This is a genomic window from Bordetella genomosp. 2 (genome assembly GCF_002261345.1).
Lineage (GTDB): Bacteria > Pseudomonadota > Gammaproteobacteria > Burkholderiales > Burkholderiaceae_B > Bordetella_A.
Genome location: NZ_NEVT01000006.1, coordinates 883,518 through 908,287, shown reverse-complemented (window position 1 = coordinate 908,287; position 24,770 = coordinate 883,518). Strand labels below are relative to the sequence as shown.

The 24,770-nt window shown below is 68.5% G+C and carries 22 protein-coding genes and 3 tRNA genes; 18 read left to right on the top strand and 7 right to left on the bottom strand.

Annotation, left to right across the window (positions count from 1 at the left end; translation table 11 throughout):
* Window positions 1-117: 117 nt before the first annotated feature.
* The gene (locus CAL24_RS14490) at window positions 118-1,020 is read left to right on the top strand and encodes a LysR family transcriptional regulator (protein ID WP_094807030.1); all 903 of its coding nucleotides are present in this window, start codon (window positions 118-120) and stop codon (window positions 1,018-1,020) included.
* Window positions 1,021-1,037: 17 nt separating this feature from the next.
* On the opposite strand, the gene radC is transcribed toward CAL24_RS14490, so the two are convergent.
* The gene (radC, locus tag CAL24_RS14485) at window positions 1,038-1,715 is read right to left on the bottom strand and encodes a RadC family protein (RefSeq protein WP_094807029.1); all 678 of its coding nucleotides are present in this window, start codon (window positions 1,713-1,715) and stop codon (window positions 1,038-1,040) included.
* Window positions 1,716-1,930: 215 nt separating this feature from the next.
* Between radC and CAL24_RS14480 the strand changes: the two genes are divergently transcribed.
* Genes CAL24_RS14480 through maiA form a run of 3 tightly spaced genes read left to right on the top strand, consistent with a single transcriptional unit; the run spans window position 1,931 to window position 4,038 of the window.
* A complete protein-coding gene (locus CAL24_RS14480) occupies window positions 1,931-2,377 on the top strand; it encodes an FKBP-type peptidyl-prolyl cis-trans isomerase (RefSeq protein WP_028353964.1) in 447 nt (148 codons plus the stop codon).
* Window positions 2,377-3,357: a 4-hydroxy-3-methylbut-2-enyl diphosphate reductase gene (gene ispH, locus CAL24_RS14475; protein ID WP_028353963.1), complete on the top strand. Its 981-nt coding sequence runs from the start codon at window positions 2,377-2,379 to the stop codon at window positions 3,355-3,357. Before CAL24_RS14480 ends, ispH begins: the two co-directional genes overlap by 1 nt.
* A 36-nt stretch (window positions 3,358-3,393) precedes the next feature.
* Window positions 3,394-4,038 carry a maleylacetoacetate isomerase gene (gene maiA / locus CAL24_RS14470; RefSeq protein WP_094807028.1) on the top strand — a complete coding sequence of 215 codons (645 nt, stop codon included), beginning with the start codon at window positions 3,394-3,396 and terminating at the stop codon, window positions 4,036-4,038.
* Between the two features lie 54 nt (window positions 4,039-4,092).
* On the opposite strand, the gene CAL24_RS14465 is transcribed toward maiA, so the two are convergent.
* Window positions 4,093-4,168 (bottom strand) — tRNA-Thr (locus CAL24_RS14465).
* Between the two features lie 190 nt (window positions 4,169-4,358).
* On the opposite strand from CAL24_RS14465, the gene CAL24_RS14460 reads away from it, so the two are divergent.
* A tRNA-Asn gene (locus CAL24_RS14460) sits at window positions 4,359-4,434 on the top strand.
* An 86-nt stretch (window positions 4,435-4,520) separates the two neighbouring features.
* On the opposite strand, the gene CAL24_RS14455 is transcribed toward CAL24_RS14460, so the two are convergent.
* The gene (locus CAL24_RS14455; protein ID WP_094807027.1) at window positions 4,521-4,856 is read right to left on the bottom strand and encodes a cupin; all 336 of its coding nucleotides are present in this window, start codon (window positions 4,854-4,856) and stop codon (window positions 4,521-4,523) included.
* On the opposite strand from CAL24_RS14455, the gene CAL24_RS14450 reads away from it, so the two are divergent.
* Both CAL24_RS14450 and CAL24_RS14445 read left to right on the top strand, forming a co-directional pair.
* Window positions 4,842-5,894 (top strand): CobW family GTP-binding protein, encoded by a 1,053-nt coding sequence (locus tag CAL24_RS14450; protein WP_432759289.1) that lies wholly within the window; start codon window positions 4,842-4,844, stop codon window positions 5,892-5,894. The genes CAL24_RS14455 and CAL24_RS14450 overlap by 15 nt on opposite strands.
* Window positions 5,895-5,966: 72 nt before the next feature.
* Window positions 5,967-6,869, top strand: coding sequence for a LysR family transcriptional regulator (locus CAL24_RS14445; protein ID WP_094807025.1), 903 nt, complete (start codon window positions 5,967-5,969; stop codon window positions 6,867-6,869).
* A gap of 304 nt (window positions 6,870-7,173) precedes the next feature.
* Here CAL24_RS14445 and CAL24_RS24035 read toward each other — a convergent pair whose 3' ends face one another.
* Both CAL24_RS24035 and CAL24_RS14440 read right to left on the bottom strand, forming a co-directional pair.
* Entirely contained in the window at window positions 7,174-7,368 is a 195-nt protein-coding gene (locus tag CAL24_RS24035; protein ID WP_141218087.1) for a hypothetical protein, read from the bottom strand.
* 225 nt (window positions 7,369-7,593) lie between these two features.
* Window positions 7,594-7,670: transfer RNA gene (locus CAL24_RS14440), tRNA-Met, on the bottom strand.
* A gap of 71 nt (window positions 7,671-7,741) precedes the next feature.
* Here CAL24_RS14440 and scpB point away from each other — a divergent pair.
* From scpB to typA, 8 genes are all read left to right on the top strand, one after another.
* Window positions 7,742-8,812: an SMC-Scp complex subunit ScpB gene (gene scpB, locus CAL24_RS14435; protein ID WP_094807024.1), complete on the top strand. Its 1,071-nt coding sequence runs from the start codon at window positions 7,742-7,744 to the stop codon at window positions 8,810-8,812.
* Window positions 8,813-8,862: 50 nt separating this feature from the next.
* A complete protein-coding gene (rluB, locus tag CAL24_RS14430) occupies window positions 8,863-10,563 on the top strand; it encodes a 23S rRNA pseudouridine(2605) synthase RluB (RefSeq protein WP_170947086.1) in 1,701 nt (566 codons plus the stop codon).
* A gap of 343 nt (window positions 10,564-10,906) precedes the next feature.
* Window positions 10,907-11,413, top strand: a complete 507-nt coding sequence (rimP, locus tag CAL24_RS14425; RefSeq protein WP_094807022.1) for a ribosome maturation factor RimP — start codon at window positions 10,907-10,909, stop codon at window positions 11,411-11,413.
* Window positions 11,410-12,888 carry a transcription termination factor NusA gene (gene nusA, locus CAL24_RS14420; protein WP_028353954.1) on the top strand — a complete coding sequence of 493 codons (1,479 nt, stop codon included), beginning with the start codon at window positions 11,410-11,412 and terminating at the stop codon, window positions 12,886-12,888. The genes rimP and nusA overlap by 4 nt, the downstream gene beginning before the upstream one ends.
* Window positions 12,889-12,978: 90 nt before the next feature.
* A complete protein-coding gene (gene infB / locus CAL24_RS14415) occupies window positions 12,979-15,918 on the top strand; it encodes a translation initiation factor IF-2 (RefSeq protein WP_094807021.1) in 2,940 nt (979 codons plus the stop codon).
* 27 nt (window positions 15,919-15,945) lie between these two features.
* Complete coding sequence (rbfA, locus tag CAL24_RS14410; RefSeq protein WP_028353952.1) at window positions 15,946-16,347, top strand: 30S ribosome-binding factor RbfA; 402 nt, start codon at window positions 15,946-15,948, stop codon at window positions 16,345-16,347.
* A gap of 39 nt (window positions 16,348-16,386) precedes the next feature.
* Window positions 16,387-17,136: a tRNA pseudouridine(55) synthase TruB gene (gene truB, locus CAL24_RS14405; protein ID WP_028353951.1), complete on the top strand. Its 750-nt coding sequence runs from the start codon at window positions 16,387-16,389 to the stop codon at window positions 17,134-17,136.
* Window positions 17,133-18,956 carry a translational GTPase TypA gene (gene typA / locus CAL24_RS14400; RefSeq protein ID WP_094807020.1) on the top strand — a complete coding sequence of 608 codons (1,824 nt, stop codon included), beginning with the start codon at window positions 17,133-17,135 and terminating at the stop codon, window positions 18,954-18,956. The genes truB and typA overlap by 4 nt, the downstream gene beginning before the upstream one ends.
* Before the next feature lie 71 nt (window positions 18,957-19,027).
* Here the strand turns inward: typA and CAL24_RS14395 are convergent, their stop codons facing one another.
* Window positions 19,028-19,429 carry a tautomerase family protein gene (locus CAL24_RS14395; RefSeq protein ID WP_028353949.1) on the bottom strand — a complete coding sequence of 134 codons (402 nt, stop codon included), beginning with the start codon at window positions 19,427-19,429 and terminating at the stop codon, window positions 19,028-19,030.
* 122 nt (window positions 19,430-19,551) lie between these two features.
* Between CAL24_RS14395 and CAL24_RS14390 the strand changes: the two genes are divergently transcribed.
* Window positions 19,552-20,409: a LysR substrate-binding domain-containing protein gene (locus CAL24_RS14390; protein WP_028353948.1), complete on the top strand. Its 858-nt coding sequence runs from the start codon at window positions 19,552-19,554 to the stop codon at window positions 20,407-20,409.
* 9 nt (window positions 20,410-20,418) lie between these two features.
* Here CAL24_RS14390 and CAL24_RS14385 read toward each other — a convergent pair whose 3' ends face one another.
* The gene (locus tag CAL24_RS14385) at window positions 20,419-21,045 is read right to left on the bottom strand and encodes a TIGR00730 family Rossman fold protein (protein ID WP_028353947.1); all 627 of its coding nucleotides are present in this window, start codon (window positions 21,043-21,045) and stop codon (window positions 20,419-20,421) included.
* Window positions 21,046-21,097: 52 nt separating this feature from the next.
* On the opposite strand from CAL24_RS14385, the gene polA reads away from it, so the two are divergent.
* Both polA and CAL24_RS14375 read left to right on the top strand, forming a co-directional pair.
* On the top strand, window positions 21,098-23,815 hold the full coding sequence (gene polA, locus CAL24_RS14380) for a DNA polymerase I (RefSeq protein ID WP_028353946.1): 2,718 nt from the start codon (window positions 21,098-21,100) through the stop codon (window positions 23,813-23,815).
* Window positions 23,816-23,886: 71 nt separating this feature from the next.
* Window positions 23,887-24,744 (top strand): ZIP family metal transporter, encoded by an 858-nt coding sequence (locus tag CAL24_RS14375; protein ID WP_028353945.1) that lies wholly within the window; start codon window positions 23,887-23,889, stop codon window positions 24,742-24,744.
* Window positions 24,745-24,770: the final 26 nt, after the last annotated feature.

The window sequence follows — 24,770 nt, the reverse complement described above, 5'->3', positions numbered from 1 at the left end:
CAGCGGAGGGCGCGTCTGGTTGAAAACGCCAAACTTATTACAGCGGTATGAATGCCACAATTAGAACTTTTGCACATAATCATTGCCTTTATGGCAATCCAATAAGGAGCAGCGCCGATGATCTCGACCGCGATGCGGCATTTTCTGGAGGTCGTGCGTACCGGGTCCATTGCGCGGGCGGCGCAGCGCCTGCATGTGGCGCCGTCGGCCGTCAGTCGGCAGATCGGCAAGCTGGAGGCGATGGTCGGGGTGCCCTTGTTCGAGCGGCTGCCGCGCGGCATGCGGCTCAGCGATGCCGGGCGCAGGCTGTCGGCCTATGCCAGCGCCAGCGCCCTGGAAGCGGAGCGGGTGCTCAGTTCGATACGCCAGGACAGTGCGCTGGGCGACGTGACCGTACACATCGCCAGCACCGAGGGTTTCGCCCAGCAGTTCCTGTCCCAGGCGATGGCCCGCTTCAAGCGCCAGCATGCCGACGTGCGGTTCCACATGCACGTGGGCCACGGCCAGGAAGTCGGCCGGCGGGTGGCCGAAGGCCTGTCGCACATCGGCATTCGCTACAGCGTGGCCGCCGATCCGCGGCTGGAGACCCACGCATTATGCGCCGCGCCGGTGTACGCCATCATGTGCCGCAAGCATCCGCTGGCAAGCCGCAAATCGGTCGACGTGCGCCAATTGCTCGACTACCCGCTGGCGCTGGGCGACAGCGAGACGACCGTGCGGCAATTGTTCGACACCTGCTGCGCGAATGCCGGCCTGCACCTGGAGCCGGCCTATGTGTCGAACTACTCGGCGGCCTTCCTGCCGCTGCTGCCGGGCAACCTCATCGTGGCCCTGTCCGGGTATCTGGTGGTGCGCGGCCAACCGCATGCCAGGCGCCTGACGGCCGTGCCGTTCTCGAATCCCGAAATGCAGCAGCGCACCATCCAGATCCTGACGCTGCAAGGCCACGCCTTGCCGCCCATGGCGGCCGCGTTCCTCGTTTTCGTCGGCGGCGAGCTGGGCCGCGCCGCCCGGCCCTAGCGCCGGCGCGCGCGGCGCTACAGCAGGCCCAGTTCCGCCATCGACACGACCGAGTCGGCGGCCACGATGAGGTGGTCCACCAGCCGCACGTCGACCAGCGCCAGCGCCTGCTTCAGGCGGGTGTTGAGTTCGCGATCGGCCTGGCTGGGCTGGGCCGAGCCGGACGGGTGGTTGTGCGCCAGGATCAGGGCGGCCGCGTGGTGGCGCAGCGCCTCGCGCACCACCTCGCGCGGATACACCGGCGCCTGCGCCAGCGTGCCGCGCGCCAGCTCGCCGCTGGCGATCAGGTTGAGCCGGTTGTCGAGGTACAGCGCCAGGCAATGTTCCACCGTGCGGTGTGTCAGCGCGGTCTTGAAGTAGAGCTTGACGGCGCCGGGCTCGGCCAATGCGGGCGTGCGCATCAGGCGTTCCTCGGTGGCGCGGCGCGCCAGCTCCAGTACGGCTGCCAGCGAGCCGGCCTTGGCCGTGCCCAGGCCGGGCAGCGACATGAGTTCCTGGGGCGTGGCGGCGAACAGGCCGCGCAAGCCGCCGTAGCGGTGCATCAGCATGGCGCCCATGTCGATGGCGGTGCGGCCGCGCGTGCCGGTGCGCAGCGCCAGCGCCAGCAATTCGGCGTCGCGCAGCGAGGCCGGGCCATGGCGCAGCAGGCGCTCGCGCGGGCGTTCGTGTTCGGGCAGGTCGTGGGGCAGGCTCATGGCGGGGCGGCGGGAACGGACAAGCCTTCAAGATGCCAGGGACGGGCCGCCGGCGGGGCGGCAGTGAACGATTTTGTCCCGTCGTCGAACTACGTCATGCCCCGGCCGGGGCACGCGGCGGCCGGTTGCGCCAAGACGTTCTAAAATCCAGGTTTACCGATTCATTTTCCACGGTGACCACCTTGAGCAGCACCGCCGCCGACCAGGCGACCCCCATCGTCCGTTCCGATTCCTACCTGACCCTGCATTACCGCATCGTGCTGGCCTCCGGGCCCGGGCAGGGCTCGGTGTTCGCCGATACCTTCGACGGACGTCCCGCCACCCTGCAAATGGGCAGCGGCCAATGGGCGCCGGGCCTCGAAGACGCGCTGCTCGGCCATGCCGAAGGCGAACGCTTCAGCATCGAGCTCGCGCCGGCGCAGGCCTACGGCGACCGCAACCCCGACCTGGTCCAGAAAATCACGCGCGCCATGCTGGCCGAGCACGCCGGCGCCGACGCCACCTTCGAGCCCGGCGACCTGGTCGAGTTCAGCGCGCCCAACGGGGGCCGCTATTCCGGCGTGCTCAAGCAGATCACGCCCGACTGGGCGCTGTTCGATTTCAACCATCCGCTGGCGGGCACCGCGCTGCGGGTCGATGTCGATATCCTGGGGGTCCTGTAATGGCCGACCACGTCACCGCCGCCGACGCCGAGGTCGTGCTGGCCCAGCCGCGCGGCTTCTGTGCCGGCGTCGACCGCGCCATCGACATCGTCGAGCGCGCGCTCGAACTGCACGGCGCGCCCATCTACGTGCGCCATGAAATCGTCCACAACCGCTACGTCGTCGAAGACCTGCGCGCCAAGGGCGCCGTCTTCATCGACGAGCTCGACCAGGCTCCCGCCGGCGCCATCGTCGTGTTCTCGGCCCATGGCGTGTCCAAGGCCGTGCGCCAGGAAGCCGAGGCGCGCGGCTTGCAGGTATTCGACGCCACCTGCCCGCTGGTCACCAAGGTGCACATCGAGGTCGCGCGCATGCGCGCCGCCGGCCGCGAGATCATCATGATCGGCCACAAGGGCCACCCCGAGGTCGAAGGCACCCTGGGCCAGGCCCAGGGCGGCATGTACCTGGTCGAGACCGCCGCCGATGTCGCCAGCCTCCAGGTTACGGATCCCTCCAACCTGGCGTTCGTCACGCAGACCACGCTGTCGGTCGACGACGCGGCGGCCGTGTCGGCGGCGCTGCGCGCGCGCTTTCCCGACATCGTCGAGCCCAAGAAAAGCGACATCTGCTATGCCACGCAGAACCGCCAGGACGCGGTCAAGCTGCTGGCGCCCGATTGCGACCTGGTGCTGGTGGTCGGCAGCCCCAACAGCTCCAATTCGAACCGCCTGCGCGAAGTCGCCGAGCGCATCGGCACCGAGGCGCACCTGGTGGACGGCGCGCACGCCATCGACCCGGCCTGGCTGCGGGGCAAGCAGCGCATCGGCATCACCGCCGGCGCCTCGGCGCCCGAGATCCTGGTCCAGCAGGTGGTGCAGCGCCTGAAAGAACTGGGCGCGGTATCGGTGCGCACCATGCCCGGCCTCGAAGAGAACGTCGCCTTCCCGCTGCCCAAGGGCCTGTCGCGCAAGGCGGCGCCCGATGCATCCGCTTCGTCCTGAGCCATCCCGGCCCCTACGTCCGTCCAAGGAGACCTCATGCAGTTGTACAGCTACTTTCGCAGTTCGGCCGCCTTCCGCGTGCGCATCGCGCTGAACCTGAAAGGCCTGTCTTACGAATACCTGGGCGTGCATCTGCTGAAAGACGGCGGGCAGCAGCTGGCCGAATCGTACCGGGCGCTCAACCCCAGCGCCCTGGTGCCCACGCTGGTCGACGGCGACGCCGTCATCGGGCAGTCGCTGGCCATCATGGAATACCTCGACGAAACCCATCCGCAGCCCGCGCTGCTGCCGGCCGATCCCGTCGGGCGCGCGCGGGTGCGCGCCATCGCGCAGACCATCGCCTGCGACACGCATCCGCTGAACAACCTGCGCGTGCTCAAGTACCTCAAGCGCGACCTGCAGGTCAGCGAAGAAGCCAAGAACGACTGGTACCGGCACTGGGTCAAGCTGGGCCTGGAGTCGGTCGAGGCCATGCTGGCGCATTCCTCGTCCACCGGCCGTTATTGTCACGGCGACACGCCCACCCTGGCCGACCTCTGCCTGGTGCCGCAGGTCTACAACGCGCGCCGCTTCGACTGCGACCTGTCCGCGCTGCCCACCATCACGCGCATCGACGCCGCCTGCCGCGAACTGCCGGCCTTCGACCTGGCCGCGCCGGAAAAGCAGCCCGACGCCGAATAGGGCGGCGCACAGCAAAAAGGGCAGCCCATGTGGGCTGCCCTTTTTACTTGAAACTGGTGCCGGCAATAGGAGTCGAACCTACGACCTTCGCATTACGAATGCGCTGCTCTACCAACTGAGCTATGCCGGCCTGGCACAGGCGCGCTGTGCGCCGCTTTCCAAGTTGCCGCGCCATGGCGCGCCGTCTCGAAAGACCGAGATCATATCAGAGTTTGCCACGCCACGCATGGCCAGGTGCCGAAGTCGATTGCCCGTACGATTGCATCCACGCCACTTGCATCAAAAAAAAAGATGCGTCATAATCTCGCTTCTTTAGCAGTTCCCCGATAGCTCAGTCGGTAGAGCGACGGACTGTTAATCCGCAGGTCGCTGGTTCGAGCCCAGCTCGGGGAGCCAAAGTATGCAGGGCCGTTCACGCAAGTGAACGGCCCTTTTGGCTTTCTGGTCGCCCTTGCGCGGCGATGCCGCACGACGCGCGTCGGCTACGACCGGTCCAGGAACAGCGTGACCAGCAGCGCGCAGTCTTCCAGCGCCGTGAGGCGGCGCGGCACGCCCGGCGCCAGGTACACCAGCGTGCCGGCCCGCAGGACCTGCGTCGTGTGGTGCGCCTCGAGTTCGGCAATGCCTTCCAGGCATTGCAGGGCAACGGCGCTGGTGTCGATGTCGTGGGTGGGCAGCACGTGGCCCGCGGGCAGCACCAGGCGTAGTATTTCCATCTGGTCCGCCCGCACCAGCGCCTGCGAACGTGCGTGCTTCAGGGCCGGCCCCAGCGGCCGGATGTCGATCAATTCACCCGAGCGGGCATGATGCAGCGCCATACTGACTCCTTGAAAGCAGGTATTCCAGCCACGCAATCGGCGGGCCCGGCCGCGGACCCGCGCATCGCCGTCACCGTGCTGACCGGGTTCCTCGGCAGCGGCAAAACTACATTACTGAACCGGCTGGTGCGGGATCCAGCCTATGCCGACGCCGCCGTGATCGTCAATGAGCTTGGCGAGGTGGGGGTGGATCATCACCTGGTGCGCCATGCGGACGGCCGCGTCGCGGTGATCGAGGGCGGCTGCATCTGCTGCACCGTCAATGGCGGTCTGGTCGACACCTTGCGGGACTTGTTCATGCTGGCGCTGCGGCGCCAGATCAAGCCGTTCCGCCGTGTCCTGATCGAGACCACCGGGCTGGCCGCGCCAGCGGCGATCCTGTTCACCCTGCGTCACGAGCGGTTCCTGGCCGAGCGCTATATCTATGGCGGCACGCTGACCGTCGTCGACGTCCGGCACATCCGGCGGCAACTGCTGGACCAGCCGGAGGCGCTCCAGCAGGTGGCGCTGGCCGATGTCGTGGCCTGCGCCAAGGCCGACCTGGCGGGCGCGGACGACCTGGCCGCCGCGCGGCAGGCGGTGGCCCAGGTCAATCCGGCGGCGGTGCAATGTGTCGTGCGGCCTGGCGTCGAGCTGGACCGCCGGCTGTTCGACTCGGCGCCGGCCCGGCGCGAACCGGGGGCGCTGGGACGCTGGCTGGGCGCCTTCGCGCCCGCGGCGGCGGGGCGCCATCCGCAGGTGCGTCATACGGTGCTGGCGCTGCCCGCGCCGGTCAGCCGCGCCGCGTTCCTGACCGGCATGTCGCGCGTGCTGGAGGTGCATCACCGCGGCCTGCTGCGCATGAAAGGGCTGGTGCGCTTGCAGGACGAAGGCGGGCCCAGCGTCGCGCACGCGGTGCACCGCGACCTGTATCCCCTCGAGCCGCTCGACGCCTGGCCGGACGGCCAGCCCCAGACGCGCCTGGTGTTCATTCTGCGCGAGCTGGATCCCGACGCCGTCGCCGGGGCGGTGCGCCAGGCGCTGGGCCAGCCCGCCTGAATGCCGGCGGGCCGTGCCGTTGGCCCGGGGAATACGGTATAAACAGGCATTGGTGCAGCGAGCGAGACAATCATGGACCGCCTGAAAGCCATGCAGGTGTTCGTCGAAGTCGTCGACCGGGGCAGCCTGTCGGCGGCGGCGCAGCGGCTGGACATGTCGCGCGCCATGGTGTCGCGCTACCTGGCCGAGCTCGAGGCGTGGGTCGGCGCGCGCTTGCTGCATCGCACGACCCGCCGGCTCAGCCTCACGCCGGCCGGCGCCGAGACCCTGCCGCGCTGTCGCCGCATGCTCGATCTGATGGGCGACATGCACGAAGCGGTGGCCGCGCCCGATGCCGAGCCGCGCGGGCAGTTGCGCGTCAGCGTCAGCCTGTCGTTCGGCGCCGCGCAGCTGGCCGGCGCAGTGGCCGATTTCGTGGACCGCTACCCGGGCGCGTCGGTCGACCTGCAGTTGGTCGACCGTATCGTCAACCTGGTCGAGGACGGCATCGATCTTGCGGTGCGCATCACCAACGAGCTCGACCCCAACCTGATTGCCCGCAAGCTGGCGCCATGCCGGTCGGCGGTATGCGCGGCCCCGGCATACTTGAAGGCGCACGGCACGCCGGCGCGGCCGGAGGACCTGGTCAAGCACAATTGCCTGACGCATACGCACTTTGGCAAGAGCCTCTGGCGCTTCAGGCGCGACGCCGAGTGGGTCGATGTCCCGGTCAGCGGCAGCATCACCGCCAACGACGCGTTGCTGCTGGCCCGCACGGCGGTGCGCGGCAGCGGCATCGCCATGCTGCCCACCTACCTGGCGGGGCCCGAGATTGCCGCCGGGCGCCTGGTCCCGCTGTTGACTGGCACCCCGCCCGAGGAGCTCGGCATTTATGGGGTTTATGCCTCGCGGCGCCAGATGCCGCTGATCCTGCGGACCATGCTTGATTTCCTCGCCGAGCGCTTCGGCGACGCCCCGTGGGATGCGCGCACATGATGGTGCGGGCGCCCGCCATGCTTTGTGCGGCCAGGTATTGCAGGTATAATGGACACACTGTCTTCGTGAAGACCAACATCGTCCCGGCCGGTACTGCCCGCATTGGCAGCCGCGAAAATCATGGCAATGGCCATGTCGCAGGTTCGGGGCCGCAGGCAACGCCGCGGCGGGTATCGCCGTCGCGGGCTCCACGCAACCGGTGCCGCTACCGCGGGCCCAGGGTTCCGCGTGGTGGTTGCCAGGCAGGTTGGCAGGCCGCATATACGCCGGTCGCTCGCGCAGGCAGCATGGTCGTCCCATACGTCTAAGAATCGCCGGCTCGGCGCCGCCGCATGGTCAACAGGGTTCGTTCATCGAGCCGCACCTGATCCGGCGTGGTGGTTGCCTCGGGGCAAGGGGTATCCTGCGCCTTCGTCCAGTTTCCTGGCGCCAGGCGGTTCAGGTTCATTTTTTCAGCAAATGCCGCCATGGCGGCGCTGCGCACTGATACGCGCGGCATTGTGCGGGTCCGAGGCGCCGGCGTTTCGGCGCATCTCCCCACAGGCTGTGTCTACAGGAACGTCGTGAACATTACGCAAGTCTGCGCCACTTCGACTAGCCTCCGCATCGCGGGGCAGGGCGGGGTCGCGTCTGCGATCGCGCCCGTCGCATTCCATGGCGGCCGTGGCGCCCGCGGCGGCGCCAAGCAAAAAGGCCCGGCGATGCGCCGGGCCTTCAAGGAATTTGGTTGCGGGGGCAGGATTTGAACCTACGACCTTCGGGTTATGAGCCCGACGAGCTGCCAGACTGCTCCACCCCGCGTCTGAGAAGAAAGATCATAGCCGTTTTTTACAGTTAGCGCAAATTAGCCCATTTTTACAGACAGAGTATCGATGAACGATAGTGAGGCAACATGCGTGCTGGAGGCCGCGCTGCTGTGCGCGAGCCAGCCGATGCAACTGGCCGACATGCGCAAGCTGTTCGGCGAGGATCCGGAGTTCGATAACGCCAGGCTGCGCACGCTGCTGGAGGGGTTGCAGGCCCAATGGACAGAGCGGGGCCTGGAGCTGGCCCAGCTGGCCACCGGGTGGCGCTTCCAGAGCCGGCCGCAGATGCAACGCTACCTCGAGCGCCTCAATCCCGAGAAACCTCCCAAGTACTCGCGCGCCGTGATGGAGACGCTGGCCATCGTGGCCTGGCGCCAGCCGGTGACGCGCGGCGATATCGAAGACATCCGCGGCGTGACCGTCTCGTCGCAGATCGTCAAGACGCTCGAAGACCGGGGCTGGATCGAGGTCATCGGTCATCGCGACGCGCCGGGGCGCCCGGCCCTGTTCGGCACCACTCGCCAGTTCCTGGACGACCTGGGGCTGCACGCCTTGGACGAACTGCCGCCGCTCGATACGGCCCAGGCGGCCGCGGCCCTGCAAGGGCTGGACTTGGGCGGCTCGGAGGTCACCCTCGAGCCCGACGCGCCGGCCGAGGCCGACGTGGCGCAAGGCGAAGAGGCCGCCACGACGGAAGGCGAGGGGACGGGCGTGGCCGCCGGCGCCGCCATCGTCGCCGCCGCGGCCGCAGCGGACAATGCCGCTCCGCGCGAGCCGGAAGTGGCGCCGCCGGCGCCCGATACCATTGCCCCGGGGCAGACGCCTCCCGAGGCCGAGCCCGTGACGCCCGGGCCGGAGATCGCTCTTCCGGCATCCCGGCCGGAGATCGAACCGCCCGCGACCACGCCCGAAATCGCGCCGCCTGCTCCCGAGCCGGAAGTCGAGCCGCAGCCTGCCGAACCGGACGTTCAGCCGCAGCCGCCCGAACCCGAAGTCGAACCGCAGCCGCCCGAGCCCGAGGTCGAACCGCAGGAGCCCGGCCCGGATGTCGAGCCGCCCGGGCCTGATCACGCGCCCGAGGTGCCGCCGACCCCCGATACAGACGAGCCGGCCCGCGGCGGGCTCGCCCAAGCTTGAAATCTGGAGCTGTCTCTGTGACAACCAATACAACGAATACAACGAATACGATGCAACAAGACGATTTTCCCGTTTCCGAACTGGGCGCCACGGCGGCGCCCGCAGTGGCCGAGCCCGTGCCGGCCGATGGCGCGGGGGGCGAAGGCGGCGACGCCGCGGCGGGCAACCGCGGTCGCGGCCGCAAGCTGCGCACGCCATTCCGCCGCCGCCGGGGCGATGCCGCGGCGGCCGGCCAGGGCCAGGGCGAAGCCCGGGCCGAGCCGGCCGCGCCGGCTTCCGAGGCCGATCCCCGCGCCGCCGAGCGCGAGGCCGAACAGGCGCTGGCCTACCTGGATCAGTCCGCCCGCCTCGAGCAGCGGCTGGGCAAGTATCTGAACAGCGATGCGGCCATGCCCAAGCTGCACAAGGTGCTGGCGGATGCCGGTATCGGCTCGCGCCGCGAAATGGAAGAACTCATCACCGCCGGCCGGGTGTCGGTCAATGGCGAGCCGGCCCATATCGGGCAGCGCGTGTCGCCGTCGGACCAGGTGCGCGTCAACGGCAAGCCGATCGCCCGGCCCAACGCCAAAAAGCCGCCGCGCGTCATCCTGTATCACAAGCCGGCCGGCGAGATCGTCAGCCATGACGACCCGGGCGGCCGGGCCAGCGTATTCGCCCGCCTGCCGAAGCTGCGCACCGGCAAATGGCTGTCGGTGGGGCGCCTGGACCTGAATACCGAAGGCCTGCTCATCTTCACCACGTCGGGCGACATGGCCAATCGCATCATGCATCCGCGCTACGGCACCGAACGCGAATACGCGGTGCGCGTGCTGGGCGAAATGGACGAGGCGGCGCGCAAGTCGCTGGTCGAGGGCATCGAGCTGGAGGACGGCCAGGCCGCTTTCGGCGCGCTCGACTACCTGGGCGGCGACGGCAGCAACCGCTGGTACCGCGTGACCCTGCAAGAGGGGCGCAACCGCGAAGTGCGCCGCATGTTCGAGGCGGTGGGCGTCACGGTCAGCCGCCTGATCCGCACCCGTTTCGGCGACATCGTCCTGCCTCGCACCTTGCGGCGCGGCCGCTGGGAGGAGCTAGAGCCGTCGCTGGTGACGGCGCTGATGGTCCAGCTCGGTCTGTTGCGCGACGACGACGCCGACGACGACGGCCGGCACGCGCGCCAGCCGCGCTCGCACGACAGCGCGCTGCCGCCCGGGTTCGGCACCCTGGAGCGCAACGGCATGAACGGCGCGCGCATCGGCCGGCGCGGCAAGCTGCAGGGCGGCCGCCAGGGCAGTGCCGGACAGGTGGCGGCGTGTCCTTCCGATCCGTTCGGCACCGGCCTGATGTTCACGGGCGGATATGCCAACGGCCATCCCCTCGGCAAGGATTCCGGCCGCAAGGCCGGCAAGGGCGGCGGCAAGGCGGCCGGCGGCAAGCCCAAGCCGGCCGGCGGCAAGGCGGCGGCGGGCGGCAAGGCCACCAAGAGCGGCAAGCCGCGCCGTGGCAAGAATGCGCCGGCCGGTGCCGCGGCGGCCAATCCGGCCGATGTTGCGGCCGCGCCGGCCGGCCCCCGCAAGGGCGGCCGGGCCAAGCCCGGCGGCCAGGGGGCGGCACGCGGCAACCAGCCCGCGCGGCCCGGCAAGGCGTCGTCCGGCAAATCCCGCTCGCAGCGCAGCGGCGGCCGCGGCGACGACTGGCAGCCCAAGAGCGCTTCGGCGCACGAATCCCGGCTCGGGTTCCTGGGCGGCGGACGAGGGCGGGGCGGTCGCTGACCGGCCGCTGTCGCGCCAGGCGCGCGCGGGCGTGGCGCCCTGGCCGTAAACCCGCGACGCATCAGGTAATTTTCCCGGTTATCTGGTAAAATTGTTGGTTTTCATGGCGCGCACGCCTTTGGTTGCGCGCCGGATGCCGCGCCCGGCGGTATCCGGTCCGACCCGAAGCGCGGTCGCCGGATTGGGCCCGGGGCGGAAAACAAGGTCGCAATATTTGGGCTCGGGCCCGGTATTGGGTTTCCTGGCGGGGCATCCCGCGGCGGAGCTTGGCGCTTCGCAGAAACCCGATCCGGGCGCCGGGCGATACGGTGGGCTGGGCATGCAGCCCATTTTTTTTGAGTGTATGGCTGATTTATACGCATTGACCCAAGAGGCACTGGCTGGCATGGACGTCGAACTGGTCGACGTCGAACGTGCTGCGCTCGGTCTTTTGCGTGTCACCATCGACAAGGCGGGTGGCGTGCGCATCGAAGATTGCGAACAGGTCTCCCGCCAGTTGTCGCGCGTCTACGAGGTCGAGAACATCGACTACAAGCGGCTGGAAGTCGGCTCGCCGGGCGTCGATCGCCCGTTGCGCACCGAGGCCGAGCTGCGCCGCTTCGCGGGCGAACGCGTCGAGATCAAACTGCGCCAGCCGCTGGACGGCCGCAAGGTGTTTTCCGGCATCCTGACCGCCCCCGAGGCCGGCCAGGCGGCCGATGGCGGCACGGCCGCCGAAGCGCACCAGACCGTGTTCGGTCTCGAATTTGAGGCAAAGAAGGACGACATCCAGGTGCTGAACTTCACGCTCGCCGACATCGAGCGTGCCAAACTGGATCCCGTTCTGGATTTCAAGGGCAAAAAGCGATGAGTCGCGAAATTCTTCTGTTGGTCGATGCCTTGGCGCGTGAAAAGAACGTCACGCGCGAAGTGGTTTTCGGAGCGCTCGAAAGCGCGCTGGCTTCGGCCATGAAAAAGCGTTTCAAGGAAGACGCCGAGATCCGCGTCTCCATCGACCGTGAAACCGGCAGCCACGAAGGCTTCCGCCGGTGGCTGGTGGTGCCCGACGAAGCCGGCCTGCAAGAGCCCGACAAGCAGGAAATGCTGTCCGACGCGCGCGAGCTGGTGCCCAATATCGAAGTCGGCGAGTACATCGAGGAACCGCTCGAGCCGGTCGAATTCGGCCGCATCGGCGCCCAGGCGGCCAAGCAGGCCATCCTGCAGAAGATCCGCGACGCCGAGCGCGAGCAAGTCCTCAACGACTTCCTCGATCGCGGCGAGACGATCATCTCGGGCACCATCAAGCGCATGGACAAGGGCGACATCATCGTCGAGACCGGCAAGATCGAAGCCCGCCTGCCGCGTTCCGAGATGATCCCCAAAGAGAACTTCCGGGTCGGCGACCGCCTGCGTGCCTATGTGCTGCGGGTCGATCACGCCGCGCGCGGCCAGCAGGTCATCCTGTCGCGCACGTCGCCCGAGTTCATCCGCCAGCTGTTCGAGAACGAAGTTCCCGAGATCGAGCAGGGCCTGCTCGAGATCAAGGCCGCCGCGCGCGATCCGGGCGTGCGCGCCAAGATTGCCGTGGTGGCGTACGATAAGCGTATCGACCCCATCGGCACCTGCGTGGGCATGCGCGGCTCGCGCGTCACCGCGGTGCGCAACGAGCTGGGCGGCGAACAGGTCGACATCGTGCTGTGGTCGGAAGATCCCGCCCAGTTCGTCATCGGCGCCCTGGCGCCGGCCAACGTCGAGTCCATCGTGGTGGACGAAGACAAGCACGCCATGGATGTGGTGGTCGACGAGGAAAACCTGCCCAAGGCCATTGGCGCCAAGGGCCAGAACGTGCGCCTGGCGTCCGAGCTCACCGGCTGGCAGATCAACATCATGACGCCGGAAGAAAGCCTGAGCCGCCAGGAAACCGAGCGCGCCGGCCTGCGCGCCACGTTCATGAACAAGCTCGACGTCGATGAAGAAGTCGCCGACATCCTCATCGACGAAGGGTTTACCGGTATCGAGGAAATCGCCTACGTGCCCATGCAGGAACTGCTGGAAATCGAGGCGTTTGACGAAGACACCATCAACGAGCTGCGCGCCCGTGCCCGCAATGCGCTCCTGACCGAGGCCATCGCCCAGGAAGAGCGCCTTGAAACGGCCCAGGACCTGCTCGAACTCGAGGGCATGACGCCGGAGCTGGCCGCCAAGCTGGCCGAACGGCAAGTGCTGACGCGCGACGATCTGGCCGAGCTGGCCACCGACGAATTGGCCGAAATCGCCGATCTCGACGAGCAGCAAGCCAGCGAGCTGATCATGCGCGCCCGGGCCCACTGGTTCGATGAAGAGTAACCGGCAAGGGTACCGTCCGGTGGATGCACGGCCAGGCCGCCCATCCGCCTTTGCTTTGTTGTAATCGCTGCATATAGGGAAGAGAGCCTAATGTCGAGTAATACTGTCGCCCAGTTCGCTACCGAGCTGAAGATGCCCGCCAACGTGCTGCTGGAGCAGCTGCGTTCGGCCGGTGTTGACCTCAACTCGGTGGACGACGCGGTTACCGACAGCGACAAGGCGAAGTTGCTCGACTCGCTGCGCCGCGCCCATGGCGCGACCGAGGGCAAGAAAATCACCTTGACGCGTCGTCAGACCTCCGAGATCCGCCAGGCCGATGCCACCGGCCGGTCGCGCACCATCCAGGTCGAGGTCCGCAAGAAGCGCGTGTTCGTCAAGCGCGATCCGTCCGAGATCGCCCTCGAGGCCGCGCGCGCCGAGGCTGCGCAAGCGGCGCCCGACGCCCCGGTGGCGCCCGTCGAGCAGCCCGCGCCGGCCGCGGCCGAGGCGCCGGCAACGCCCGCCGTGGCAGAGCCGACGCCGCAGGCGCAATCGGTTGCGCCGCAGCCCGAGCCGCAGGCCCAGCCCGAGCCGCAGCCCGAAGCCGAGCCCGTGGCGGCGCAGGCGCCGGCCGAAGCGCCGGCGTCGCCCGTCGCCGAGCCGGCCGCGCAGCGCGAGGCCGAACGTGAAGCCGAGCCCGCCGCGCCGGAACCGGCCGCCGCGCCCGCCGAACCCGAGGCTCCGGCCGAGCCGCCCGCGGCTGCCGCCGCTGAGCAGCCGGCCGAGGCCGAACCCGCCGAGCCTGCCGAGCCGCAGCAGCCGGAAGCCGCCAAGCCCGCGCCCGAAGCGGCGCCCAAGGCCGGCCGTCCCGACGTGCGCCGCGCCGCTCCGGCCGCCACGGCCGATTCCGCCGCGCGCGAGGAAGCCCGCCGCGCCGCCGAGGCCGAGGCCGCCGCGTTGCGCGAAATGCTGAACCGCCCGCGCAAGGTGCTGCGCGCGCCCGAACCCGAGAATCCCGCGGCGCTGTCGGGCACCCTGCACAAGCCGGCCGCCAAGGCCGCTGCCGCCGCGGGCGCCAAGAAAGACGCCAAGCCGGCCAGCGGGTCCAAGAAGACCATCAAGACGGCCGAGGTCGCTTCCACCTGGAGCGACGACTCGTCGCGCAAGAAGCCCGCCGACAAGCCCTCCGCGCCCAGCCGCGACGGCTGGCGCGCCGGCGGCAAGGGCGGCAAGGGCGGCCGCAACAGCCGCAACCAGCAGGCCGACCGTCGCCACGAGCCCGCGCCGCAGGAATTCATCGCGCGTGAAGTGCACGTGCCCGAGACCATCAGCGTGGCCGACCTGGCGCACAAGATGTCCGTCAAGGCCGCCGAGGTCATCAAGCAATTGATGAAGCTGGGCCAGATGGTCACCATCAACCAGGTGCTGGACCAGGAAACCGCCATGATCGTGGTCGAGGAGCTCGGCCACGTGGCGATCGCCGCCAAGCTGGACGATCCCGAGGTCTTCCTGGACGAGACCCCGGCCGCCACCGAGGCCGAGCTGCTGCCGCGCGCGCCCGTGGTCACCGTCATGGGCCACGTCGACCACGGCAAGACCTCGCTGCTGGACCACATCCGGCGCGCCAAGGTCGCCGCGGGCGAGGCCGGCGGCATCACCCAGCACATCGGCGCCTATCACGTCGAGACCGAGCGTGGCGTGGTCACCTTCCTCGACACCCCGGGCCACGAGGCGTTCACCGCCATGCGTGCGCGCGGCGCCAAGGCGACCGACATCGTCATCCTGGTGGTGGCCGCCGACGATGGCGTCATGCCCCAGACGCGTGAGGCCATCCACCATGCCAAGGCCGGCGGCGTGCCCCTGGTCGTGGCGGTCAACAAGATCGACAAGCCGGAAGCCAACCCCGAGCGCGTCAAGCAGGAACTGGTGGCGGAAGAGGTCGTGCCCGAAGAGTACGGCGGCGACGTGCCGTTCGTGCCCGTGTCGGCCAAGACCGGCGCCGGCATCGACGACCTGCTCGAGAACGTGCTGCTGCAGGCTGAAATCCTCGAACTCAAGGCGCCTGTCGATGCCCCGGCCAAGGGCCTGGTCATCGAGGCCCGCCTCGACAAGGGCCGCGGCCCGGTGGCCACGATCCTGGTGCAGAGCGGCACGCTCAAGCGCGGCGACGTGGTGCTGGCCGGCGCCAGCTTCGGCCGCGTGCGTGCCATGGTCGACGAAAACGGCAAGCAGATCCAGGAAGCCGGTCCGTCCATCCCGGTCGAGATCCAGGGCCTGACCGACGTGCCCGCCGCCGGCGACGAGCTCATCGCGCTGGCCGACGAGCGCAAGGCGCGCGAGATCGCGCTGTTCCGCCAGGGCAAGTTCCGCGACGTCAAGCCGGCCCGCCAGCAGGCCGCCAAGCTCGAGTCCATGTTCGACAACCTGGGCGAGGGCACGCAGACCCTGCCGCTCATCGTCAAGACCGACGTGCAGGGTTCCCAGGAAGCCCTGGTCGCCTCGCTCACCAAGCTCTCCACCGACGAGGTGCGGGTGCAGGTGGTGCACGCGGCCGTGGGCGGCATCTCGGAAAGCGACGTCAACCTGGCCATCGCGTCCAACGCGGTCGTCATCGGCTTCAATGTCCGTGCCGAGCAGAGCGCCAAGAAGCTGGCCGAGTCCAACGGCATCGACCTGCGCTACTACAACATCATCTACGACGCCGTGGATGAAGTGAAAGCGGCCATGTCCGGCATGCTGGCGCCCGAGAAGAAGGAAGAGATCATCGGCCTGGTCGAGGTCCGCGAGGTCTACTCCATCTCGCGCATCGGCAACGTCGCCGGCTGCATGGTGCTGGACGGCGTGGTGCGCCGCGATTCGCAAGTCCGCCTGCTGCGCAACAACGTGGTCCACTGGACCGGCCATCTCGAATCGCTGCGCCGCTTCAAGGACGACGTCAAGGAAGTCAAGTCGGGCTTCGATTGCGGCCTGACGCTGCGCGGCAGCAACGACATCCAGGTGGGCGACCAACTGGAAGTCTTCGAAATCAAGGAGATCGCCCGCACCCTGTAAGGGGTGCGGCGTATCCGCAAGTTTTTCATGAGCCGTCACAAGTCCAAATCCATCCCCGGCCGCAACCTGCGGCTGGCCGACCAGATCCAGAAGGATCTGGCCGGGCTGATCCAGCGCGAGATCGACACGTCGCGCGCGGGGCTGATCACGCTGTCCGGTGTGGAACTGTCGGCCGACTACGCGCACGCCAAGGTGTATTTCACGGTGCTGGGCGCCGAGCCCGATGCCGCCGCCGCGCTGCTCAACGAGAAGGCCGGCTGGCTGCACTCGCAGCTGTACAAGCTGCTGCACATCCATACCGTCCCCACGCTGCGCTTCGTGCACGACGCCCAGGTGGCGCGCGGCATCGAAATGTCGGCCCTGATCGACCGCGCCAACCGGTCCGGCCCGTCCTCGGGCGTCCCGGACGAACCTGAAGACCAGTCCTGACCGGCTGTCGTCTCTGCACTCTTTTTTCCGGATTCGACGATGGCCAAACGACGCGGGCTTGCGCTCGACGGTGTCCTGTTGCTGGATAAACCCGTGGGGTTGTCCAGCAACCACGCCCTGCAACGGGCACGGCGCTGCCTGGACGCGGCCAAGGCCGGCCACACCGGCACGCTCGATCCATTCGCCACCGGCCTGCTGGTGTGCTGCATGGGGCGGGCCACGAAGATATCCGGGGCGATGCTCGACGCCGACAAGGCGTACCGCGCCACGCTGCAGTTCGGCGAGGAAACCGATTCCGGCGACCTGACCGGCAACGTGGTGGCCCGCGCGCCCGACGGTTTCGCCGTGGACGAGGCCAGCCTGCGCGATGCGCTGTCACGTTTCCAGGGCATCATCGAGCAGGTGCCGCCGATGTACTCGGCGCTCAAGCGCGATGGCAAGCCGCTGTACGAGTACGCGCGCCAGGGCATCGAACTCGAGCGCCCGGCGCGCCAGGTGACCATCCATCGCATCGATCTGCTGTCGCTGTCGGGCACGCAGGCCGAGATCGACGTGGCCTGCAGCAAGGGCACGTACATCCGTACCCTGGCCCAGGACATCGGGCGGGTGCTGGGCTGCCATGCCCACCTGGCGGCGCTGCGGCGCACGCACGTCGGGCCATTTTCGCTGGACCGCGCCGTCACGCTGGAGGCCCTGCAGGCCATGCCAGACCCCAAGCAGGCCTTGCTTGCACTGACTGAATTGCCGGCGGGCCTGCTGCCCGTCAAGACCTTAAAGGACACGCTATGACTCGCGCCCTGCGCAACGTCGCCATCATTGCCCACGTCGACCACGGCAAGACCACGCTGGTCGACCAGCTACTGCGCCAATCCGGCACCTTCCGCGAGAACCAGGCCGTGACGGAGCGGGTCATGGATTCCAACGACCTGGAAAAAGAGCGCGGCATCACCATCCTGGCCAAGAATTGCGCGGTCGAATACCAGGGCACCCACATCAACATCGTCGATACCCCGGGGCACGCCGACTTCGGCGGCGAGGTGGAGCGGGTGCTGTCGATGGTCGACGGCGTGCTGCTGCTGGTCGACGCGGTCGAAGGGCCCATGCCACAGACCATCTTCGTGACCCGCAAGGCGCTGGCGCTGGGCCTCAAGCCGATCGTGGTGGTCAACAAGATCGACCGTCCCGGCGCCCGTCCGGACTACGTCATCAACGCCACCTTCGACCTGTTCGACAAGCTGGGCGCCACCGAAGAGCAGCTCGACTTCCCGGTGATCTACGCCTCCGGCCTGTCGGGCTACGCGGGCCTCACGCCCGACGTGCGCGACGGCGACATGCGGCCGCTGTTCGAAGCCATCCTGCAGCACGTGCCGCAGCGCGACGACGATCCCAACGGCCCGCTGCAGATGCAGATCATCTCGCTGGACTACAACAGCTACGTGGGCAAGATCGGCGTCGGCCGCATCAATCGCGGCCGCATGCGTCCCGGCATGGAAGTGACGTACCAGTTCGGTCCCGACGGCGCGTCCGGCAAGGGCCGGATCAACCAGGTGCTGAAGTTCAAGGGCCTGGAGCGCGAACTGGTGGACGAGGCCGAGGCCGGCGACATCGTGCTGATCAACGGCATCGAAGAGATCGGCATCGGCTGCACCGTGATGGATCCGGCCCAGCCCGAGCCGCTGCCCATGCTGCGCATCGACGAGCCCACCCTGACCATGAACTTCATGGTCAACACCTCGCCGCTGGCCGGCCGCGAAGGCAAGTTCGTCACCAGCCGCCAGCTGCGCGACCGGCTCGACCGCGAGCTCAAGTCCAACGTGGCGCTGCGCGTGCGCGATACCGGCGACGACACGGTGTTCGAAGTGTCGGGCCGCGGCGAACTGCACCTGACCATCCTGCTCGAGACCATGCGGCGTGAAGGCTATGAACTGGCCGTGTCGCGGCCGCGCGTGGTGTTCAAGGAGATCGACGGCGTCCGCTGCGAGCCGTTCGAGGCCCTGACCATCGACGTGGAAGACGCCCACCAGGGCGGCGTCATGGAAGAACTGGGCCGCCGCAAGGGCGACCTGCAGGACATGCAGCCGGATGGCCGCGGCCGCACCCGCCTGGAATACCTGATCCCGGCGCGCGGCCTGATCGGCTTCCAGAACGAGTTCCTGACGCTGACGCGCGGCACCGGCCTGATGAGCCACATCTTCCACGAGTACGCGCCCGTGCGCGAGGGCGCCATCGGCGAGCGCCGCAATGGCGTGCTGATCAGCCAGGACAACGGCGAGGCCGTGGCCTATGCGCTGTGGAAGCTGCAGGACCGCGGCCGCATGTTCGTCAGCCCCGGCGAGGCGCTGTACGAAGGCATGATCATCGGCATCCACAGCCGCGACAACGACCTGGTGGTCAACCCCATCAAGGGCAAGCAGCTGACCAACATCCGCGCCTCGGGCACGGACGAGGCCGTGCGCCTGGTGCCGCCGATCCAGCTGACGCTGGAGTACGCGGTCGAGTTCATCGACGACGATGAGCTGGTCGAGATCACGCCCAAGTCGATCCGCCTGCGCAAGCGCCATTTGCAGGAGCACGAGCGCCGCCGCGCGGCGCGCGAGAACGCCGCCTGATTCCCGCCCACGGGCCGGCTCGGCGCGTCCGCGCCGTGCCGGCCCGTGGGGAGACGTCCCAGCGGCCTGGATCAGACGACGCCCGCCCGCTGGTGGCGGTATTCCTGCGTGGCGCCGCCATAGCCGTAGGCGGCCGCGCGCGCGTCGATCACGTGCACGTACGAGCATTCGTGCAGGTTTCCCAACAGTTCCTGGAACGCCGCGTATACCGCGGCGATGAAGCGCGCCTTTTCGTGCTTGGTGTTGGTCTCGTCGGTCACGCTGATATCCAGGTGGAACGCATTGTGGCCCGTGTCGGCCAGCGAGCGCCCGCCAATGAACCAGGCGTCGTGGGCGATGTATTGCAGCGTGATGGCGATCAGCGGCAGTTCCTTGCCCAGGACGGATTGCGTCAATGCCGTGACGCGCTCGACGACGCGGCGGCTGGTGGCGGGATCGGGGCGACCGGAAAGGTGGACGACTAGGTGGGGCATGACGAGGCTCCTGTTCGAAAGGCGGCCGGGAGATCGACCGCCTGGGCAGTCTAGAGCCTTCTTTGACACCGGAAAAACGGGAATTTAAGATCTAATCCAACGGAAAAACCGATGGATTGGCCATGCCTGGATTCGACCTGGAACAGCTGCGCACGTATACCGCGGTGCTCGACGCGGGCAGCCTGACCGCCGCCGCGCCGATCGTCCACCTGTCCCAGTCGGCGGTCAGCGAGCAGGTCCGCAAGCTCGAGGAGCGCGCCGGCCAGGTGCTGCTGGTGCGCACCAAGGCGGGCGTGCACGCCACGCCGGCCGGGCTGCGCCTGCTGGCCCACGCGCGCCGCATCCTGGCCCTGAGCGACGAGGCCCTGCGCGACTTGCGCGGGGTGCCGCTGCAGGGAGAACTGCGACTGGCGCTGACCGACTATTTCCGGCCGCGCGACATCGCCGGGCTGCTGCGCCGGCTCAACCAGCAGTATCCGCAGGTGCGCCTGCATGTCGCCATCCTCAAGAGCGGCGAGGTCGAGGCGGCCTGCGCGCGCGGCCAGTTCGACCTGGGCGTGGCGATGCATGTGCGCGCGCCGGGCGCCGCGCCGCGCGCGCCGGGGGTATTGCTGCGGCGCGAGGCGTTGTGGTGGATGGCCGCCGAGGGCCTCCAGCTGGACCGTGACGCGCCGTTGCCGCTGCTGGTGCTGCCCGAGACCTGCGCCCTGCGGCAATTCACCGAAACGGTGCTGATACGCCGGCGCCTGCCGTACACGGTCGCCCACGTGGCTTCCGGAGTGGCCGGCCTGCAGCTCGCGCTGGCGGCCGGCCTGGGAGTGGCGTGCCTGAACGAGTCCGCCCTGGCGCCGGGCGTGGCGCGGCTGGCGCGCGCCGGCCTGCCGGCGTTGCCGCAGGCGCAGTTCCGCCTGCTCTCGGGAGCCGCCGACAACGAATTCGTCGCCCGCGCCCGCGAGGCGGTGGCCCAGGCGCTGGCCTGAGGCGCCGGATCAGCCCGGCAGGGACGGCGCGTACTCGGCGCCGCTCTGGCGCTCGGCGTGGAATTCCACCACGCGCCGCACCACTTTGCGCGGATCGTCCTCCAGCGTGAACAGTTCCAGGTCGTGGGCCGCGATCATGCCGTTGGGCAGCATCTGGTCGGCCAGCCAGTCCACCAGGCCCTGCCAGTATTCGCTGCCCACCAGGATGACCGGCGCGGCCGGCACCTTGCCGGTCTGGATCAGCGTCAGCGCCTCGAACAGTTCGTCCATGGTGCCGAAGCCGCCCGGCAGCGCCACATAGGCGAAGCTGTGCATGAAGAAAGTGGCCTTGCGCGAGTAGAAATATTCGAACGAAAGGCTGATAGTCTGGTATTCATTGTTGTGCGCTTCGTGCGGCAGGCTGATGTTCAGCCCGACGCTGGTGCCGCCGGCCTCGAAGGCGCCCTTGTTGGCGGCTTCCATGATGCCCGGCCCGCCGCCGGCGATGACGGCGAAGCCGGCCTCGGCCAGGGCGGCCGAAATGGCCTCGCAGGTTTCGTAGTGGGGCGAGTCGCGGCTGATGCGGGCGCTGCCGAACACGCTGACGGCGGGGCCGATGCCGGCCAGTTTCTCTGCCGCCGTCCGTATCTCTGACATAATCACCGGTATTTGCTTGCCGGCGGGCATTTCTCGTTCTGCTTTTGTAACCATGAAAAAAACCTTATTGCTGGTAGACGGTTCGAGCTACTTGTACCGCGCCTTCCACGCTATGCCCGATTTGCGCAATGCGCAAGGAGAACCCACGGGCGCGCTGTACGGCGTGGTGAACATGCTGCGCAAGCTGGTCTCGGATCATAAGGCAGACTACGCGGCCTGCATCTTCGACGCGCGCGGCAAGACATTCCGCGACGAACTCTATCCCGACTATAAATCGCATCGGCCGCCCATGCCGGAAGACCTGGCGGCGCAGATCGAACCCATCCACCAGGCGGTGCGGGCGCTAGGCTGGCCGGTGCTGGCGATCGAAGGCGTCGAGGCCGACGACATCATCGGCACGCTGGCACGCCAGGCTGCGCGGCAGGACATCCACACCATCGTCTCGACCGGCGACAAGGACCTCGCCCAGCTCGTCGACGCGCATGTCACGCTGGTCAACACCATGAGCGGCGAAGTGCTCGACGAGCCGGGCGTGCTGAACAAATTCGGCGTGCCGCCGGAGCGCATCGTCGACTACCTGATGCTGGTGGGCGATGCCGTGGACAATGTCCCCGGCGTGACCAAGGTCGGCCCCAAGACGGCCGCCAAATGGCTGGCGGAGTTCGGCTCCATCGACGCGCTGGCCGCCCAGGCGGACAGCATCAAGGGCGTGGCGGGCAACAACCTGCGCGAGGCGCTCGCGCAATTCCCGCTGACGCGCCAACTGCTCACCGTGAAATGCGATTGCGACCTGACCGGCCACGTCGACAGCATCGGCGACCTGGCGCCGCGCCAGCCCGACACCGACACCCTGCAGGCGCTGTACGAGCGCTATGGCTTCCGCACCTGGCTGCGCGAACTCACCGGCGACGCGCAGCGCGTGCCGCAGGGCGACGCGCGCATCATTGCCGAGGCCCCGGCCGCGCCGGCCGAGCTGCGCTACCAGATCATCGCCGGCTGGCCCGCGTTCGACGAATGGATGGCGCAGGCGGCCGCGGCGCCGCTGGTCGCGCTCGATACCGAAACCACCTCGCTCGACGAGATGCAGGCGCGCCTGGTGGGCATTTCGATGGCCGTGGCGCCGGGCGTCGCGTGCTACATCCCGCTGGCCCACCGCGGCCCCGACGCCGCCGAGCAACTGCCCAAGGCGGAAGTGCTGGAGCGCCTGCGCGGCTGGCTGGAAGACCCGGCGCGCGCCAAGCTGCTGCATCACGCCAAGTACGATGCGCATGTGTTCGCCAACGAAGGCATCGCGCTGGCCGGCATCCAGGAAGACACCATGCTGCAGGCCTATGTGCTCGAGTCGCACCGCAGCGTGGGCTTGAACGACCTGGCGCAGCGCTACCTGGGGCGCGGCGGCGTCACCTACGAGGACCTGTGCGGCAAGGGCGCCAAGCAGATCGGCTTCGACGAGGTCGCGGTCGACAAGGCCGGCCACTACGCCTGCGAAGACGCCGATTTCACGCTGCAGCTGCACCAGGCGCTGCGGCCGCGCGTGGCCGCTGACGCCGGCCTGGAACGCATCTACCGGCTCGAGATCCAGGTCTCGCGCGTGCTGACCGTGGTCGAGCGCAACGGCGTCAAGGTCGACGCCGACGAACTGGGCCGCCAGAGCCACCGGCTGGGTCAGGAAATGCTGACGCTCGAGCAGCGCGCCTACGAATTGGCCGGCCAGCCTTTCAACTTGAATTCCCCCAAGCAACTGGGAGAAATCCTGTTCGGCCGCATGCAGCTGCCGGTGGTGCGCAAGACCGCCAGCGGCGCGCCCTCCACCGACGAAGAAGTGCTCAGCAAGCTGGCGCAGGACTACCCGCTGCCGCAGGTGCTGCTCGAGTATCGCGGCCTGTCGAAGCTGAAGTCCACGTACACCGACAAGTTGCCGCGCATGATCAACGCGCGCACCGGGCGCGTGCACACGCATTATTCCCAGGCCGCCGTGATCACCGGCCGGCTGGCCTCGTCCGATCCCAACCTGCAGAACATTCCCGTGCGCACCGAGGCGGGCCGCCGCGTGCGCGAGGCCTTCGTGGCCGAGCGCGGCCTGCTGCTGTCGGCCGATTATTCGCAGATCGAACTGCGCATCATGGCGCACGTGTCCGACGACGCCAACTTGCAGCAGGCCTTCGCCGCCGGCGAAGACATCCACCGCGCCACCGCGGCCGAGATCTTCGGCGTGCCGCTGGCCGAGGTCGCCGCCGACCAGCGTCGTGCCGCCAAGGCGATCAATTTCGGCCTGATCTACGGCATGGGCGTGTTCGGCCTGGCGTCGAACCTGGGCATCACCCGCGACGCCGCCCAGGCCTACATCGATCGCTATTTCGCCCGCTATCCCGGCGTGGCGCAGTACATGGAACATACCCGCCAGCTGGCGCGCCAGCAGGGCTACGTCGAAACGGTGTTCGGCCGCCGCCTGCAACTGCCGGACATCCGCGCCGGCTCCGGGCCGCGCCGCCAGGGCGCCGAGCGCGCCGCCATCAACGCGCCCATGCAGGGTACGGCAGCCGACCTCATCAAGATGGCCATGGTGGCGGTGCAGGACTGGCTCGACGCCGAGCGCCTGGGGACGCGCATGATCATGCAGGTGCACGACGAACTCGTGCTGGAAGTGCCCGACCAGGAACTCGACCTGGTGCGCGCGCGCCTGCCCGAACTGATGTGCGGGGTGGCCGAGCTGCGGGTGCCCCTGGTGGCGGAAGTCGGCGCGGGCCCCAATTGGGAACAGGCGCACTGAGCCGCGGGGGCAGGGGCGGCCGTGTAACGATATAATATTGCCCTCTTGCCCCATCCCGACCTCCTTTCCCCATGCTGCTCCTCTGGATCTTGCTGGCCACCGTGGCCGGCGGACTGATCGCTGTGTCCATCGCCAGCTGGCTGGCCTATCGCGTTTTCAGCAAGTACCTGCATCACATGGTCAGCCTGTCGGTGGGCGTGCTGCTGTCGGTCGCGTTGCTGCACCTGCTGCCGGAGGCGTTCGAGAGCGCCGGGGCCGATATGCACGTGTTGTTCGGCCTGATGCTGGCCGGATTGCTGGGCTTCTTCGTGCTCGAGAAGATCGCGCTGCTGCGCCACAGTCACCACCACGAAGGCGACGGCCACCACCATCACAAGGGGCACGACCGCCACGAGGCGGGGCGCGGCGGGGTGCTCATCCTGATCGGCAGCTCCCTGCACAATCTGTGCGACGGCGTGCTGGTGGCGGCCGCCTTCCTGGCCGACCCGCTGCTGGGGCTGCTCACGGCAGCGTCCATCATCGTGCACGAAGTGCCGCACAAGCTGGGCGATTTCGTGGTGCTGCTCAATGCCGGGCTGGCGCGCCGCCGGGCCTTCGTGCTGATCCTGTTCAGCAGCCTGTGCACGGCGCTGGGGGGGCTGGCGGGCTACTTCGTGCTGCAGCAGGCGCAAGACCTGGTCCCTTATGTGCTGGTCATCGCCGCCAGCAGTTTCCTGTACATCTCGGTGGCCGACCTGATTCCGCAGATGCACGAGCGCGGCTCGCTGGCCGACGCGGTGCCCCAGTTGCTGCTGGTCGGCGCCGGGGTTATCGTCATTTATGGCGTTACCTCATTCATGCATCACGGCCACCTGCACGACCATGCCCATGGCGCCGCGCACGACCACGCGGAGCACGGCACGGCGGCGCCGGCCATTCACTCGCACTAGGGCCGGCGCGCCAGCGCCGCGGGCCG

Bases quoted from the DNA above. Each gene is read 5' to 3' on its own strand.
- ispH (WP_028353963.1), top strand. From the start codon at position 2,377: ATGGCCGACCACGTCACCGCCGCCGACGCCGAGGTCGTGCTGGCCCAG.
- CAL24_RS14385 (WP_028353947.1), bottom strand. From the start codon at position 21,045: ATGTCAGAGATACGGACGGCGGCAGAGAAACTGGCCGGCATCGGCCCC.
- CAL24_RS14490 (WP_094807030.1), top strand. From the start codon at position 118: ATGATCTCGACCGCGATGCGGCATTTTCTGGAGGTCGTGCGTACCGGG.
- scpB (WP_094807024.1), top strand. From the start codon at position 7,742: ATGAACGATAGTGAGGCAACATGCGTGCTGGAGGCCGCGCTGCTGTGC.
- CAL24_RS14445 (WP_094807025.1), top strand. From the start codon at position 5,967: ATGGACCGCCTGAAAGCCATGCAGGTGTTCGTCGAAGTCGTCGACCGG.
- CAL24_RS14395 (WP_028353949.1), bottom strand. From the start codon at position 19,429: ATGCCCCACCTAGTCGTCCACCTTTCCGGTCGCCCCGATCCCGCCACC.
- CAL24_RS14390 (WP_028353948.1), top strand. From the start codon at position 19,552: ATGCCTGGATTCGACCTGGAACAGCTGCGCACGTATACCGCGGTGCTC.
- polA (WP_028353946.1), top strand. From the start codon at position 21,098: ATGAAAAAAACCTTATTGCTGGTAGACGGTTCGAGCTACTTGTACCGC.
- rimP (WP_094807022.1), top strand. From the start codon at position 10,907: ATGGCTGATTTATACGCATTGACCCAAGAGGCACTGGCTGGCATGGAC.
- CAL24_RS24035 (WP_141218087.1), bottom strand. From the start codon at position 7,368: ATGCCGCGCGTATCAGTGCGCAGCGCCGCCATGGCGGCATTTGCTGAA.
- infB (WP_094807021.1), top strand. From the start codon at position 12,979: ATGTCGAGTAATACTGTCGCCCAGTTCGCTACCGAGCTGAAGATGCCC.
- radC (WP_094807029.1), bottom strand. From the start codon at position 1,715: ATGAGCCTGCCCCACGACCTGCCCGAACACGAACGCCCGCGCGAGCGC.
- CAL24_RS14455 (WP_094807027.1), bottom strand. From the start codon at position 4,856: ATGGCGCTGCATCATGCCCGCTCGGGTGAATTGATCGACATCCGGCCG.
- rluB (WP_170947086.1), top strand. From the start codon at position 8,863: ATGCAACAAGACGATTTTCCCGTTTCCGAACTGGGCGCCACGGCGGCG.
- nusA (WP_028353954.1), top strand. From the start codon at position 11,410: ATGAGTCGCGAAATTCTTCTGTTGGTCGATGCCTTGGCGCGTGAAAAG.
- CAL24_RS14375 (WP_028353945.1), top strand. From the start codon at position 23,887: ATGCTGCTCCTCTGGATCTTGCTGGCCACCGTGGCCGGCGGACTGATC.
- maiA (WP_094807028.1), top strand. From the start codon at position 3,394: ATGCAGTTGTACAGCTACTTTCGCAGTTCGGCCGCCTTCCGCGTGCGC.
- rbfA (WP_028353952.1), top strand. From the start codon at position 15,946: ATGAGCCGTCACAAGTCCAAATCCATCCCCGGCCGCAACCTGCGGCTG.
- truB (WP_028353951.1), top strand. From the start codon at position 16,387: ATGGCCAAACGACGCGGGCTTGCGCTCGACGGTGTCCTGTTGCTGGAT.
- typA (WP_094807020.1), top strand. From the start codon at position 17,133: ATGACTCGCGCCCTGCGCAACGTCGCCATCATTGCCCACGTCGACCAC.
- CAL24_RS14450 (WP_432759289.1), top strand. From the start codon at position 4,842: ATGATGCAGCGCCATACTGACTCCTTGAAAGCAGGTATTCCAGCCACG.